Genomic DNA, 15,715 nt, shown 5'->3' on the forward strand with positions numbered 1-15,715 from the left:
CCGGATCAGACCAGCAGTTCACGGCGAATTTTCCCGCCGTCAACAATCTCGATCGGCCGGTCACCAGGTGCCATCAGCTCTTTGTCAGCCGTGATCCCCAGACAGTGGTAGAGCGTTGTGGCCCAGTCCTGCACAGTAAGCGGCTTTTCTTCCGGCTCACTGGCCGTTGAATCTGACTTACCATAGACCTGACCACCTTTAATTCCACCGCCGGCGAGCACCACGCTAAACACCTTCGGCCAATGGTCACGACCTGCCGTGCCGTTAATCTTGGGAGTCCGACCGAATTCGGTCGCGAGGCACACGAGCGTATCCTTCAGGCGACCGCGTTCTTCGAGGTCGCTGATCAGTCGGGCATACGCCTGGTCGAGGTCAGGAACCTGACGCTTGATGCCGGGATCAATGTTGTCGTGCATGTCCCAGCTGCCGTATGTCATCGTGACGAAGCGAGCTCCCGCTTCAATCAGTCGCCGAGACATCAGCATGCGAGAACCAGCCGTGTTACGACCATATTCGTCTCGTAGCTTGTCTGGTTCTTTGTTCAGGTCGAAAGCTTCACGAGCTTCCGGCGATCCGACCATCCCGTAGGCACGCTGATAAAACGTATCAACTGCATCAAGGCTGTCAGCTTTCTCTTTGGTCACGAAGTGTTCGTTAACCGCTTCCAGCACACTTCGACGACGAGTGAACCGTTTGTCATCAACACCACCGGGCAACTTCAGGTCGCGTACGGTGAAGTCTTTCCGTGCGGGATCAGAACCGAGACTAAACGGTGCGAAAGAAGAACTCAGGTAGCCCGTTCCGGCAAATTCGTTTGGCTGGTTCGGAATGCAAACATACTGAGGAATGTTGTTCCGTGGGCCAAATTCATGAGTCACCACACTCCCGAGACTCGGGTACGACAGCGCGGGGCTGGGCCGATAGCCGGTGAACATGTTGTGCGTCCCACGTTCATGAGCCGCTTCGCCGTGGGTCATCGACCGGCAAATCGCCAGCTTGTCGACCACCTGAGCGGTCTTCGGCCACATCTCATTAATAAACGTGCCACCGACGTTGGTTTGGATGTGCTTCATCGGCCCACGATATTCAATCGGAGCGTAGGGCTTCGGGTCGAAGCTTTCCTGGTGAGCCAATCCGCCGGGCAGATAAATGAAGATCACTGACTTCGCAGTGCCTTCTTTACTTTCGTAATGTTTAATGTCTGCCTGAGCTTTTTGCAGCTTCAGGTACTGGGCCAGTGTCAGACCAATACCACCACAAAAGCCTACATGCAGGAAGTCACGACGAGAATTTCCGCGACGCATAGCGCACTCCGTGAAATGGAAATCAAATGAGGCCGTCGGAAGCAGAGTTCCGAGCAGCACAAAAAGGAGGGAGGGTGTATAGGTGGGGATGAACCGCAGCGGCTCATTTGCATATGTTTAACTCCCGCGCCGGCGATGTCAACCAGCTAAAGCCAGCAACTGAACACCCGTACATAGGAATCAACACATCACAACAGTAAATTCGTCATGGACGTCGACTGCCGCGTAGATGCACTATTTGCTGCAAATCAGCGGACAAACCTGACCACGGCCGCTGGAATAACGTTGACAGGCCGCAAATTGTTCGCAGAAATTTCCGTGAATTCCGGCAGGACGGAAAATTCGTTGATGAAACGGGCGGTGTTTGCCCGCATTTGCCTGGTGAGGCTGCTCCGGGTGTCGAGAGCAGCCGCGCAATCCTGCGATTAACTGCAGGACGGGAGCAGCGCAACTCCCTGACATGAAGTACTTTCGGGCAAGGAAGCAGCGTGAAGGCGCGACAGAGCATTGAAGCACAAATCAGACACACCGGACTCACTTCGGTCGCTGATCAACGATGCCGTTGGCTTGCTGAGCCCGCAGATGGCCAGCATGTGGTCGCATAAATTTGACCGCAACCGAGCGAAATTCCAGGGCCCCGGCCCGACTTTCAGCGTTCGAGACAAAGGTGGATTCTTTACGATCACGTACGAATACGAGCCCGACAAGACCACAACTCGCCACTACGAACACGAAACAGCAGTCCGCTTCCTGCTTCAGCTAGTCCATCGCCCCGGCATCGGAAGACGGTGAAGCCGATGGCGAAACACTCGATTCCATCCTGAATCCGGGCGGCTGCCTGGAAGGCGAACAACATTGCTGCAAGATCCATTCGCCTAACTGGACAGCGCCATGTTGGTGCGAATGGTAACCCGAAGTGTAAGCGAGGTATCGAGTTGCGACGAATCCCTCGCTTACACTTCGGGTTACCAAAAACACGGCCCAACGCCCAAAGGTGGCGCTGTCCAGCTAATCGCCGCGGAAATGAAGCCGCAAACGGTCGCGATGACTAAAGGTAACTTAGTCAGCTTCTTTAGCGGGACTCACGCAGACGCTCTTGCGGTAACGGAGCGGCAATATTTGCCGTTGAGCGCGTTACCGTCAGCAAGGTTGAGCCCGCATGAAATGCGCAGCCCTCGGACAGATGGGCCGGACGCCTGCACAGCGGGCCTCTTTATTGACTGCCACTTTAGTTGCGGGCCTGCCTTGGCCGGGTCCGCAGTCTTTGCCGCTGGCCGTTACAGTCCGCCCAGATTCCGATACGCCGACGAAAAAATCAGGGGTCGCAGATTCGCCCGACGTTATACAATTCGGACAACACTCGTCGACGGAATCCACCGATGAGGTCACAGTGACCCGGCTTGTTGATCAACAGCCGCCAACAAAAGAGGGGACGGATACCCCAGTTTAAATGATCGTTGTCACCCGCATAATTTCACGCAGTGCTTTCCGATGCATGCTGCTGTGCTACGCAGCCTGCCTGTCGATGAATGCGTGCGCTGCGGACGAATGGGCTGGGTTGCAACTGAATGAATCCGTCCTTCCCCTTCAGACGCAAGTCAGCACCGCTGAACCGGGGATGGGCGTGAATGTTGCGGCGGCAAACGTTCCAACAGACTCACTTCACCTGCCGCACTATGCGTTGAATGTCGACCTGAACCCGCAGCAACGTCGAGTTTCTGTAAAGCAATCCGTGCGCTGGACTAATACGGGACATGCGGCGACGGGTGAATTGGTGTTCCAGGTTGTCGCCAACAACAAGCTAACAAAAAAGCAAATCGCCACAGGCGAACGGACGGTGGAATCTCTGCGTCTGGAACCCGACACCAGCATCGATTATCAGGGCCGCCGATTTCACATGAACAGTGTGACGTGCGCAGGAAATGACCTGCCAGCGAGCTTCGATGCGCAGCACGACACTCACCTGCACGTACAACTTCCGATGCCCGTCGTCCCTGGCGAATCCGTGGAAGTCGACCTCGACTACTGGATCGACATCCCGCCGATCATGGGACGCCTCGGGCAACACAAAGGCATAACCAACCTACTGAACTGGTACCCCGTGCTGGCCGTCTACCGAAGCGATGCGTGGCAGCCAGTGCCGTATATTCCGTGGCATCAGCCGTGGTACAACGAAGCGGGCAACTACGACGTCACATTAAGGTTGCCAGCCGATCATCTTGTCGTCACAGGCGGGCACGTGGCCGACCGATCCAACACGGCAAACGGCCAACAGCAGCTTCGCATCAAAGGCACGGGCCTGCGAGATTTCACCATCGTTGCGAGTCCGCGTTTTCGAGAACTCACTGCGAATGCCAACGGTGTTCCGATTCGCATTCAATACCTGCCGAAGCACAAAGCGGCCGCCGAGGTGGCACTTAAAACTGCCCGAGAATCGATCCTGCTGTATTCCGAATGGTTCGGCGAATACCCCTATGAAGAATTCGAACTGACAGAGTCTTACTTCGGCTGGAACGGTAACGAATCGTCTGGTGTGGTGATGGTCGATTCGCGCATCTTCGCGCTTCCAGCATACGCGGCTCGTTATATCGAACATCTTGTTAGCCACGAAATCTGCCATCAATGGTGGTACTCGGCCGTCGGCACAGATGGCTACCACGAACCGTGGATGGACGAAGGCCTGGTCACATGGTTCACTCGCGTGAAGATGGAAGACAAATATGGCGCCAACGCCAACTTTCTGGATGTGCCAGGTTACGGACCGTTTCAGTTTCCCAACGTCGATTACCGTAGCCTTGTCCACGGTGGTTACGCCACTTATCGCCAACGAGGCGGCAAGGGCACATCGTCGGGGTCGCTGGACGACATGGGCCACCTGCACAATTTGTTTTCGCTGGTGTACGACCGAGGGTCTCGCATCACGGGTATGATTCAACAGCGCATGGGACGCGAACAATTCTTTGCGTTCATGAAGCAACTGTTCGCGAAGTATCGCTTCCGCATTCTGACGGTCGCCGACTATCAACGAGAACTGGAAGACTTCACGGGAGAAAGCTGGAGTCCATTCTTCGCCACATGGCTGCGCGACGACGCGACGGCGGACTGGCGAGTGGACGAGGTGAAGGTCACTCAAACAGAAAATGGATATCGAACTCAGGCGCGCATCACACAGTCCGGCGCGACGTCCGAACCGCCGCAGGTTGGCATCGAACTCGACGGCGACCCTCATCCGTTTCGATTGGCAACCCTATCAGAATCCCGGCAACTGCAGCAGCAGGGCATCGACGTGCAGAAGACGGGGCCAAACGATTGGCTGGTGTCAGTGGTATCGGAAGGCAAGCCAGCGCAGGTGTCGGTCGACCCGGACGGCTACGTCCTTGATTCGGATCCTCATAACAACACATGGCGACCAGAAGTGGCCTGCCGAGTAACTCCGTTTTACACGCCAATGGATGAAGCATCGATGCTGCAACCATGGCAGCAGCACAGCGCAGTCGCCGGCTTCGGCGTGGACGGCGACGGACGCATTGGCTTTCGAGCGTCCGTGCTCTCATCCAACAATTACCGCATCTCACCGTTTCTGGCATACACCGCTGCAACGGCAACTCGAAACGACGATCACATTTCTGCGGGCGTCGACGCCGTCTTTTACAACTGGCCTTCATCCAACTGGCAGTTGATGGCTCGTTATGAACACGCGCTGCTGTCGACGTTGGCGAACGATCCCGGACACCAGGCTCGCATCGCGATTCGTCGAGTCCTGAACTACACCACAAGCCTGATCTACCCGAACCTCAGCTACATCGACATCTACACTCGGTTTGGCGACAACTTCTTCCCCGACGAAGACAACACCATTTCGCCCGATCCGCGAGTCGAACAGTACGACAACGTGCGTGCGTTCGGCGTCGACTTTCATGCAGATTCGCAGATGCCGTATTGGGATCCGAATCGTGGAGTAAAGTTCGATGCGAATTTCGAACACGGCTTCCAGGCATTTGGCGGTGGTGCGACGTACGATCGCGTGTCCGGACAGGTCAGCGGGGTACAGCGGTTAAATGAGTTGCCCGGCTGGCTGGGCGACACAAAGCTCGCTGGCCGATTGGCGGGCGGCTATGGCTGGAGCGACAACGGCGAACACTTCCGCTTCGGCGGGCCGGGCCGCTTTCGTGGACGTGATGCTACGTCAACAGAGGGCAATGCCTTCTGGTTGTCGTCACTGGAATGGCGATTTCCGATTGCTGGCGACATCGACTACGAAGTGCTGGACAACACGGCCGCTCTTCGCAAAGTGGACGGCTCGATCTTCTACGATGTCGGCCGGTCGTACCTCTTGAACGAAGCTCAGGGCAAAACTGACCACGCCGTAGGACTGGGCTTATATTGGCAGATTCCACTGCTTAGCTTTGTGGAAAACCTGACCGTGCGAACCGAATACGGCTACTCGATGACCAACAGCACAGGCGCATTCTGGTTCGGGCTGTATCGAGCCTTCTGAATCAGCCCAGGCCCGCTCGCGTGCACACTTGATACGTGACCAACGCCGCGACATACGCCAGGCCGGACATGTAGCCGAGCTGCAGCATTGCCCATTTCCACGAACCGGTTTCACGTTTGGTGACTGCCTGAGTTGGCAAGCACTGCATCGCGAGCACGAAGAACACCAAAAGGCTTAGACTGGTCGCCATGTTGAAGACGGGCGTGCCATCAGGACGTTGTTGCCGCCGCAAGGTCTCAACCAACGTGGCTTCGTCCTCGGCAGAATCCTCGCCGATGCCGTAAACGATCGCGAGAGTCGACACGACCACTTCTCGCGCGGCGAATGAGGTCAGCACGCCGACGTTGATCTTCCAGTCAAAGCCCAGTGGCCGGAAGACTGGCTCGAACAACTTGCCGACTCGCCCCGCCACGGAATAGGCCAGCGATGCCTGAGCCACCTGTTGTTCGGCGTTCGCTCCGGCGTTTGCCGCAACTTGTTCTACCTGAGCGTCCGGCAGTTTGGGGTAGGTCGCCAACGCCCACAGAATCACCGAAATCAGCAGAATCACAGTGCCTGCCTGTCGCACAAAGATCATGCCACGCTCGGCAACCAGCTGCAGCGAATTGATCAGGCTGGGCATACGATACGAAGGCAATTCAATCACCAGCGGAATCGCGTCGCCCTTCAAGATTGTCTTCTTCAAACACCAAGCTGAAAACAGTGCGGCTCCTATCCCCAGCAGGTACGCTCCAACAAAAACGAGCGACGCTTTAAACGGAGACTCAGCAAACAGAAGCGCGGCGATCATTGAATAGACCGGCAGTCGAGCCGAGCAGGTCAGCAGCGGCAGCACCAGAATGGTGACCAGTCGGTCGCGCCAGTTCTCGATGACTCGAGCCGCCATGATGCCGGGAATCGCACACGCGTGAGCCGACAGCATTGGCACGAATGCTTTGCCGGGAAGCCCGACAAAACGCATCAGCCGTTCCATCACAAAAGCAGCTCGCGCCATGTAGCCGCTGTCTTCCAGCAGCGAGATAAAGAAGAACAGAATGCAAATCTGCGGCAGGAAAATGAGCACTCCGCCAATGCCACCGATAACACCATCAACCAGCAAGCTGCGGAAGTCTTCCAATGGCAGCAGCGCTACGACTGCCGACGTCACAATCGCGATCGCCGTACTTGTGCGCGACCAGCGAATCCTTGCCGCCCAGTACGATCCCGCGAGCAGACTCATACTGACGGCAAACACTCCGCCAAACCACAGTGCGCGATTGCTGATTGTTTCTGGCAGCTGCTGGTTGGCCCATTCCCCAAGCGACGCGAAGGTCTCGTCGACCAGATCCATGGGCACGCTGGCCATGGAAAAAATCAGGTAGAACACGCCTAGCATCACAGCTAGAAACGCGAATACGCCGACAACAGGATTCGTCAGTAGTTTGTCGACAGCAGCCGTGCGACGGCCGAGCATATCGGGAGAATGAACGGCTGCCTTGGAAACTCGTTCAGCCCAGTCATAGCGAGCAGAAAACTGGCAACCCGTGCAGCCCGTGGTGCAGCTTTGATGTTCTGTTTGAAGGACAGGCAAAGGCGATGACAGCCGCTCGTGCAGCAGCTTCTTCAGCTCGGGCACTCCGCGCCCCGTCTTGGCGCTGACCGGCACAACGGGGCAGTGAAGCTCTGCGGCCAGCTTGTCGACTTCGATGCGAATGTCGGCTGCGGTGGCGGCATCGATCAGATTTAGTGCGACAACCGTTGGCAGTTCCAGATCCAAAATCTGGCTGGCCAGAAACAGGTTGCGTTCCAAATTGGTGGCGTCCAAAACCAACACCACAACGTCTGGTACGTCCGCCCCATCAATTTCGCCCAGCAGCACGGCCTTGGCAACCTGCTCTTCCGGGCTGAGCGCATCGATGCTGTACAGGCCTGGCAGGTCAATCAATTCGGCCGACTGGCCGGGTAAAGCCACTGTGCCTTTGCGCAAATCGACCGTAATGCCCGGGTAATTCGCTGTGCGAGCTCGAAGACCTGTCAGCCGGTTGAACAGCGAAGTCTTGCCGGCATTCGGATTTCCCACCAAAGCGACCGTCGCGCGTTTAGTGTCCACAACCGACATACTCAGGCCATCCCGGCGAGTGCGTTTTCCTCGATGACCATGGCCGGAACGACTTCAGTTACCGCCGAAGTCACCTGAATGCTGCGAGCCAGCGATCGAGAGACGCCGATTCGTGAACCAACAACGCGAACGATCATCGGATCGCCGGTCTGCAAAACGTCAATCCGACGGTTCTCACAGATGCCCAGTCGTTTCAGGCGGACTGTCTCGTCGCCACGATCTTCAATGTCTTCAACAAAGAAGGAACCAGGATTCACTAGATCAGAGAGCTTGGATGTGGTCACGGCAGGATACCCAAAGGGTTGTGAGGCAGGCACTTACATCTTTCGCGTTTGCTTCCAGCCAGACGCCGAAGCGGTTACTGAGACTCAATCTCAGCCACTGATTGTATCGGGCGTTCGACGGGATTCCAACACTGCGGCCGCCGGTTTTCGCAATTCCCGCCGGTAGAAACGACGCGTGCGGGGCCTTCTCAGGGCCAAGTGTTGCAGTTTCCAGTCCCAACCCAGCGAATTCCGCTGAACGGCTTGTCAGAGAGAAAGGGTGACGGTAGTATCCCCGATTCGTTTTTGCTGGGTTTCTTCGAGCGCTGGAGCAGCAGTGCGACGGCACTTTAACGCTCGCGTAAATAAATCCATTGATAGCAGCAACTTACGCTTCGCCGGGAACCGATCTAGGTTTCCAATAGCGAACTGCGAAGCTCGCTCTGGTTATGTTTGTATCTGGCTAATTTCGTGTTTGAAGGTATCACAGAAGGTCTGACGAACGCCTTTTCGGCTTTCCGCGGTAGTGGAAAGATCACCGAGGCGAATATCCGCGACGGGATGAAGCAGGTGCGTACTGCACTGCTGGAAGCCGACGTCGCGTTCGATGTTGCGCAGGATTTTGTGAAACAGGTGACTGAGCAGGCGATCGGCGCGGAAGTGCTGAAGTCGCTGCGGCCTGACCAGCAAATCGTCGGAATCGTCAATCAGTGCCTGATCGACCTGATGGCAGGCGATCACCAGCTCGCCATCAAACGAGACGGCATCACCGTCATTATGATGTGTGGTCTGCAAGGAAGTGGTAAAACAACCACCTGCGGCAAGCTGGCCAAAATGCTGAAAGAAGATGGCAAATCGCCATTTCTGGTCGCCGCCGACCTTCAGCGCCCGGCGGCAATTGAGCAGTTAAAGGTGATCGGCGACCAGGTTGGCTGTCCGGTCTACCACGAAGACCCAGCGAAAAGCGATCCGGTTCAGGTCTGTCGCAACGGAGTGAAGCAGGCGAAAGCCAGCGGCGCGACGGTCGTGATTCTCGACACCGCCGGCCGTTTGGGTATTGACGACGAGCTAATGAAGGAGCTGCAGCGGATTGATAACCGCGTCGCTCCGGATACTTGCCTGTTCGTCTGCGACGCAATGACGGGGCAGGACGCCGTCAACAGTGCCAGAGCATTTAACGAAGCGCTTGAGCTGGATGGTGTGATTCTCACCAAGCTGGACGGCGACACCCGCGGCGGTGCCGCATTAAGCGTGAAGGCTGTTACCGGCGTTCCGATCAAATACGTCGGTGTGGGCGAACAGCTCGACCGGCTGGAGCAATTCCATCCGGACCGGATGGCGGGCCGAATTCTCGGCATGGGCGATGTGTTGTCTCTTGTTGAGAAAGCTCAACAGGAATTCGACGAAGACGAAATGCTTGCCCAGCAGGAGAAGATGCAGCAGGGTAAGTTCACGCTGGATGACTTCCGCAAACAGATGCGGCAAATCAAAAAGCTGGGATCCATGCGGGAAGTCATGAAAATGATTCCGGGCATGGGCAAAGTTGTCGATCAATTGGGTGATATGAACCCGGAAGACGACATGGTCCGAATCGAAGGCATCATCAATTCGATGACGCTGGATGAACGCAACAACCCGGACACGATCGACCGCAGTCGCCGCAACCGTATCGCCAGTGGTAGTGGCGTCGAACCGGCCGAGGTTAATAAGCTGCTCAAAGACTTCGGGGCGATGGGCAAAATGATGCAGGGAATGTCCAATATGGGCATGAAGGACCGCATGAAAGCTGTCAAGCAGATGGCAGACGGCGGCATGATGGATCCCAACGCCAGCATTCAGGAAAAGAAAATTCGCAGCAAACGCGGTCCAACCAACGTGATTGAGATCCGAGACAAGCGAAAGAAGCAGCGTAAAGACGCAAAAAAGGCGAAGAAAAGAAACCGCAGAAAGTAGTTCCGTCGCTCGACTCTGCAAAGTCGAGTAAACTCAGATACATCTTGCCAGACTCAGCCTGAGTCCGGCTGCACCTCAGGAGTAGTGAATGTCAGTTCGAATTCGAATGAAACGAATGGGACGGAAGCACCGTCCGTTTTACCGTGTTTGCATCATGGACCGCCAGCGGGCGCGTGATGGCAAGGCTATCGAAGAAGTTGGCTTCTATGACACGTCGGTTGCCGACAAGTCAAAGCGAGTCAGCCTGAATATGGAACGTATCGACTACTGGCTGTCGGTGGGTGCTCAGCCATCCGAAAAAGTCAATGCCCTGATCAAAAAGGTGCAGAAGGGCAAGTTCGGAACGGCAGCCGCACCACCTCCGATGCAGGAACCAAAGGCTCCGGAACCAGAACCAACTCCGGAAGCTCCAGCTGCAGAAGAAGCTTCAGCCGAAGGCGGCGAAGCGGCTGCTGAAGAAACTCCGGCAGCAGAAGGCGGCGAGTAACAGCCACCATGCGGTTTGACATCCTGACCCTGTTTCCGGAATTGTTCGACAGTTATCTCGGACAGAGTATCCTGAAACTGGCGATCCAGCGTGGGCTGGTCGATGTTCAGACTCATAACTTTCGCGACTTCGCGGAAGGCAGGCATAAGAAAGTGGACGACAAGCCATTCGGTGGCGGTCCCGGCATGTTGTTAATGTGCCCGCCGATTTTCGACTGTGTCGAATCGGTCGTGGCTCTGGATGACAGGCCGTCAAAGCTGATCATGATGAGTCCGCAGGGGCGAACTCTTGATCAGCGATTAGTGGAAGAACTGGCAGAAGAAGAACGGCTGATTATTCTGTGCGGGCGTTACGAAGGATTCGACGATCGAATCCGGGAAGGTCTCCAGCCGCTGGAAGTTTCGGCAGGCGATTTCATCTGCAATGGCGGAGAAGTGCCCGCCATGATGTTGATTGATACGGTGATCCGGCTGATTCCGGAAGTACTAGGTGACGAAACCAGCGCGCGATACGATTCGTTCAGCGAATCCGGCCTGCTGGAGCATCCGCAGTACACGCGGCCTCGGGAATTTCGAGGAATGGCGGTGCCGGAGATTTTGTTAAGCGGAAATCACGAAGCGATTGCCGCGTGGCGACATGAACAGAGTTTAGAACGTACGGAACAAAGACGAGCTGATTTGCTCGACAAATAAAGGCCGGGTCCGTCGCGCGGACCAGTATTGAGGAATTCAACCATGAGACACAAGCTTCTTGATATCGCTGAGCAGTCCAGCCTGCGAGAAGAACCGCTTAACTTTGCCGTCGGCGACACCGTCGACGTACATACTCGAATTCTGGAAGGCAACAAAGAACGCGTCCAGATTTTCAGCGGCGTCGTGATCGCTCGACGCGGCCACGGAACCGGCGAGATGTTCACCGTCCGCCGAGTTGTGGCTGGCGAAGGCGTGGAACGAACGTTCCCCGTGAACACACCCAAGATCGCTAAGATCGAAATCAAACGACACGGCCGCGTGCGTCGAGCCAAGCTGTTCTACCTGCGTGAACGAACAGGCAAGGCAACTCGCCTTCGCGAACGCAAAGCCAAGCCATGGGAAGTCGATCCCAACGCCAAAAAGAAATAGGTCGGGATGCCCCGACGGGCGTCTGGCGTGGTGATCGGGTGAACGTGCGAGGGCCGAAGCGCCGGCGGTGCTCCCGTTGGTCGCTGGGGGCAATCCACCGGCGCGTGGCATGCGTGAACTCGGTGATTTTGTCCATCAGACACGAGTCATAGTGCGCTGACTGGCAATCGTCGGCGTGGACAAGCACAATTGGGTGATGCTCTGAAGACTTCTGTCTTCAGATCATCGCCCTTTTTGCTGCGCGTGCAGCATATTAGGTTGGATGACGACTTGCCTTAAGACGCAAACGACATGCTTGAAAAGCCGGATGAGTCAAATCCCAAACGTATAGTAGCGGCTTCACTCGGTGGCATCGTGTCGTTACTCATGCTCTCTTGTTTTACGCCGAGCATGGGCCACTCAATTCCCTCCAACGCTGAAATCATTACCAAAGCAGTTATGCTTGGTGTCGGGACTGGACTCGCAGTTGGGTGCGTCAGGCACTCTGCCCATCCGCTCTTGATTTTTCTGGGGGCAACTGCGTCATGCCTTTATGCACTGCTCCTCCTGTTTATCCTATCCGAGTCGGTTGACCGTCCGGATCTCGTGTGGGCATATTGGCGAACGATTTTCACTAACTGAATGGCGCATGAAACGCTTCCTGCACAAACTTCTGGGAGACAACGGCGAGAAAGCGGCGGCGCGTTTTCTAAAAGGCAAGGGGTATCGGATTCTGGCTCGCCAGTATCGAAACCAGTTCGGTGAAATCGACCTCATCGCCATGGATCGCAAGCAGATTGTGTTTGTGGAAGTGAAGACGCGCACGTCGACCAACAGCGGCCAGCCATTCGAAGCCGTGGATCGTCGCAAGCAGCAGAAGCTAACAAATCTGGCTCTGGCCTGGCTAAAGAAACACAAGCGACTGGAGCACTCAGGGCGGTTTGATATCGTGTCCGTCGTTTGGCCAAAAGACAGCAAGCAGCCGGACATTCAGCATTTCGAAAATGCATTCGAAGCCACCGGGCATGGCCAGTTTTACAGTTAAAGGGACCTGTGATGACAACTGAACGCCGCTACTGGCTGTTCAAATCGGAACCGGACGTATTCTCCATTCAGGATCTGGCCGCCGAAAAAGGGAAACGCACTTCGTGGGAAGGAGTGCGAAACTATCAGGTGCGCAACATGCTGCGCGACGACATCAAAATAGGAGACGGTGTTCTGTTCTATCACAGCCGCGTCGACCCGATGGTCATCGCCGGCACGGCTCAGGTTGTAAAGGACGGCTACCCGGATCACTTTGCACTCGACCCAAATCACAAGTACTTCGACGAAAAAAGCAGCGACGACAATCCCCGCTGGTTCATGGTGGATATCAAGCTGACTCAAATCTTCAAAACCCCGGTGACCAGAGAACAGCTCAAGGCAGACAAGACCACCGCAGGTATGAAGTTGCTCGCAAAAGGCAGCCGGCTCTCCATAACGCCGGTCACAGAAGACGAATGGCTAGCCGTGCATGAGATTGCAGGTGTGAAAGTGCAGTGAATATGAATCGCGTGAAACAGCCACTTGTGATCCTGCTGCTCGCAGTGCTGACTGAGGCCGCATTCGCAGCCGAACAATGGCCTCTTCATACGATCGACAACTCATCGCGTGGAGCCGACGGAGTTCGTTTGGGAGACGCCGATTGCGATGGTCGCGAAGACATCGTCACAGGTTGGGAAGAAGGCGGGCGTATACGCATCTGTTTTCAGCCTGATGTTGACAGCATCAAGTTACCATGGCCTTCGATTGAAGTCGGCCGTGTGAAGTCACCAGAAGACGCCGTCTTCGCAGACGTCAACGCCGATGGCTGGCTGGATGTCGTAAGTTGCTGTGAAGGCAAACAGCGGACGGTGTTTTTCCATCTCAATCCGGGCGGCACAGCGTCTGCCGTGCGCGATCCCGGCCAGTGGAAAACTCATGCGGTGAAAGCATCAGCGGGACAAACAAACTGGATGTTCTGCGAACCGCTCGCTCCAATGAATTCGCAAACTGCTGTGTTAATGATCGGCAGCAAGGCTCCGAACGGCCGTATCGCAATGTGGCAGAACAAGACCAACGCAGATGTGCTGACGACCGTGCGAAAGTGCGGCTGGATCATGTCGCTGCGACGTTTCGATATCGACAACGATGGCGATGCAGACATCGTGTACTCCGACCGAAAGGGCGACCATCGCGGTGCTGGATGGCTGGAACAACGACCCGCAGCAGATTCGAAAAAGTGGGTCGATCACTCAATTGGTGGGCTGGATCGCGAAGTCATGTTTCTTGACGTGCAGCGGATCAACGAACAGCTCATCGCGGTTTGCAACACCAAAGACGGTGGCCTTCTGAAACTGACGCCCGGTGACGATGTGACCAAAGTCTGGCAGATGCAGGAAATCGATCGTCCAGCCAACGTCGGAAGCGGAAAAGGCGTGGCGATCGGCGATCTAAATCAGGATGGACACCCCGACCTCGCATGCACATGTGAGCACTCCGAGGGCAAGACGGGTGTGTTCTGGCTGGAATCACCTGCGTCGCGGGATCCCGCAGCGAAAACGAAATCACAGCAAAAATGGACGTTTCATGACGTCAGTGGGACCGAACGCGGTATAAAGTTTGACAGGATCGAATTACGAGATCTGGATCAGGACGGGGACCTGGATTTGATAACCTGCGAAGAAAGAGGCAACCTCGGCGTGATTTGGTATGAAAACCCTTGAATGCAGCACTGTTGCCTCGTGCTTTGAATGAGAAATCGTGGCCCGGGGCCGCCAACGCTCCTTCGCGGCTTGTTGGCAGATTCATCTCGCCTTAAACTTCCCCGGCTCCCCCTATCTTCTCAGTTCGCATTGACTTGTGACCATTTGGCAGGGTTGATGGATCTGGTGTTTAAGTTGGGATTATTTGATCCTGAACAGCGATTTTGGATTCCGATATTTCGATTCCTGAAATGAACGACTGCCGCTTCACGCCCCCCATCGTCTGCGTCGATTGATAGAGATAGCCCTCTTTTACCATGCCCGGCCGCTTTTGCGGCTCAACAGTCCGCCCAACTGAAAAACAATCTGCAGGCAGCGAGCTGCGGAAGGAAACCAACCTTGAGAGCCCTCATCAGCGACATTCATGGAAATCTCGAAGCTTTGGAGGCGGTGTTGGCAGACATCAAATCCAAAGGCATTACTGAGATTTTTTGCCTCGGCGACATTGTCGGCTACGGTCCCAATCCCTGCGAATGTATTGATCGCGTGATGGATCTGGACATGTGCCTGCTGGGCAACCACGACCAGGCGGCACTGTTTGATCCGGAAGGGTTTAACGCGGGCGCTGAACGAGCCATTTTCTGGACACGAACGGTGCTGGAGAAATCGACTGGCCCCAAAGCAGAACACCGATGGGAATTTCTCGGCGAATTGAACCGTCGTCATATGAGTGATGACGAAAAAACAATGTATGTCCACGGGTCAGCTCGCAACCCGCTCAACGAATATGTTTTTCCTGACGACATCTACAACCCGGTAAAGATGGAAAAGATTTTCGCGCTGGTTCCGCAGTACTGTTTTCAGGGGCATACACACATTCCCGGCGTCTTTACAGAAACCCTTGAGTTTCTGGACCCAGCCGAAATGGATTTCAAGTACGAACTAAATGACCAGAAGGTCATGATCAACGTTGGATCAGTCGGCCAGCCCCGCAACAACGATCCTCGATCGTCTTTTGTCACGGTGGACGGCAATTTGGTCGAATTCCATCGCGTTGAATACGACATCGATAAGACGGCGGAAAAAATCTACAACATCCCGGACCTAGACAACTTCCTGGGCGACCGATTGCGTGAAGGGCGCTAAACGGCGTTCCTGTCCAGTTCTTAGCGATCGCCTCACAAGGCCAACAGATACTCTGCAACCGCGGTTGATTGCCGTCTGTGTACATCGGAACGAAGTTGCAGCCTGATTCGCGGTCAGAACAGAACTTGGGGCGTTTACCCACT

General features: G+C 55.5%; 13 protein-coding genes. 10 read left to right on the forward strand and 3 right to left on the reverse strand.

The genetic code is table 11. The annotated features are described in order from the left end of the window. Positions 1-5: 5 nt before the first annotated feature. Positions 6-1,304 carry a DUF1501 domain-containing protein gene (locus tag Fuma_RS18130; protein ID WP_077025370.1) on the reverse strand — a complete coding sequence of 433 codons (1,299 nt, stop codon included), beginning with the start codon at positions 1,302-1,304 and terminating at the stop codon, positions 6-8. A gap of 507 nt (positions 1,305-1,811) precedes the next feature. On the opposite strand from Fuma_RS18130, the gene Fuma_RS18140 reads away from it, so the two are divergent. Both Fuma_RS18140 and Fuma_RS18145 read left to right on the forward strand, forming a co-directional pair. Further along, positions 1,812-2,096 carry a hypothetical protein gene (locus tag Fuma_RS18140; protein ID WP_077025372.1) on the forward strand — a complete coding sequence of 95 codons (285 nt, stop codon included), beginning with the start codon at positions 1,812-1,814 and terminating at the stop codon, positions 2,094-2,096. Positions 2,097-2,754: 658 nt separating this feature from the next. After that, on the forward strand, positions 2,755-5,802 hold the full coding sequence (locus tag Fuma_RS18145; RefSeq protein ID WP_077025373.1) for a M1 family aminopeptidase: 3,048 nt from the start codon (positions 2,755-2,757) through the stop codon (positions 5,800-5,802). A 1-nt stretch (position 5,803) separates the two neighbouring features. Here Fuma_RS18145 and feoB read toward each other — a convergent pair whose 3' ends face one another. Then, positions 5,804-7,891 (reverse strand): ferrous iron transporter B, encoded by a 2,088-nt coding sequence (gene feoB / locus Fuma_RS18150; RefSeq protein ID WP_158521052.1) that lies wholly within the window; start codon positions 7,889-7,891, stop codon positions 5,804-5,806. Positions 7,892-7,902: 11 nt separating this feature from the next. Then, entirely contained in the window at positions 7,903-8,184 is a 282-nt protein-coding gene (locus Fuma_RS18155; RefSeq protein WP_158521053.1) for a FeoA family protein, read from the reverse strand. Positions 8,185-8,634: 450 nt separating this feature from the next. Between Fuma_RS18155 and ffh the strand changes: the two genes are divergently transcribed. From ffh to Fuma_RS18200, 8 genes are all read left to right on the forward strand, one after another. Continuing rightward, positions 8,635-10,116, forward strand: a complete 1,482-nt coding sequence (gene ffh / locus Fuma_RS18160) for a signal recognition particle protein (protein ID WP_077028394.1) — start codon at positions 8,635-8,637, stop codon at positions 10,114-10,116. A gap of 88 nt (positions 10,117-10,204) precedes the next feature. Next, positions 10,205-10,603 carry a 30S ribosomal protein S16 gene (gene rpsP, locus Fuma_RS18165; RefSeq protein WP_077025376.1) on the forward strand — a complete coding sequence of 133 codons (399 nt, stop codon included), beginning with the start codon at positions 10,205-10,207 and terminating at the stop codon, positions 10,601-10,603. An 8-nt stretch (positions 10,604-10,611) separates the two neighbouring features. Then, on the forward strand, positions 10,612-11,295 hold the full coding sequence (gene trmD / locus Fuma_RS18170; protein ID WP_077025377.1) for a tRNA (guanosine(37)-N1)-methyltransferase TrmD: 684 nt from the start codon (positions 10,612-10,614) through the stop codon (positions 11,293-11,295). Positions 11,296-11,337: 42 nt separating this feature from the next. Then, positions 11,338-11,724 (forward strand): 50S ribosomal protein L19, encoded by a 387-nt coding sequence (gene rplS / locus Fuma_RS18175; RefSeq protein WP_077025378.1) that lies wholly within the window; start codon positions 11,338-11,340, stop codon positions 11,722-11,724. 628 nt (positions 11,725-12,352) lie between these two features. Continuing rightward, entirely contained in the window at positions 12,353-12,748 is a 396-nt protein-coding gene (locus Fuma_RS18185; protein WP_077025380.1) for a YraN family protein, read from the forward strand. Positions 12,749-12,759: 11 nt separating this feature from the next. Next, on the forward strand, positions 12,760-13,245 hold the full coding sequence (locus Fuma_RS18190; RefSeq protein WP_077025381.1) for an EVE domain-containing protein: 486 nt from the start codon (positions 12,760-12,762) through the stop codon (positions 13,243-13,245). A 2-nt stretch (positions 13,246-13,247) separates the two neighbouring features. Continuing rightward, positions 13,248-14,447, forward strand: coding sequence for a VCBS repeat-containing protein (locus Fuma_RS18195; protein ID WP_077025382.1), 1,200 nt, complete (start codon positions 13,248-13,250; stop codon positions 14,445-14,447). A gap of 378 nt (positions 14,448-14,825) precedes the next feature. Next, positions 14,826-15,572 (forward strand): metallophosphoesterase family protein, encoded by a 747-nt coding sequence (locus tag Fuma_RS18200; protein ID WP_077025383.1) that lies wholly within the window; start codon positions 14,826-14,828, stop codon positions 15,570-15,572. Positions 15,573-15,715 lie beyond the last annotated feature (143 nt).

Source organism: Fuerstiella marisgermanici (assembly GCF_001983935.1).
Lineage (GTDB): Bacteria > Planctomycetota > Planctomycetia > Planctomycetales > Planctomycetaceae > Fuerstiella > Fuerstiella marisgermanici.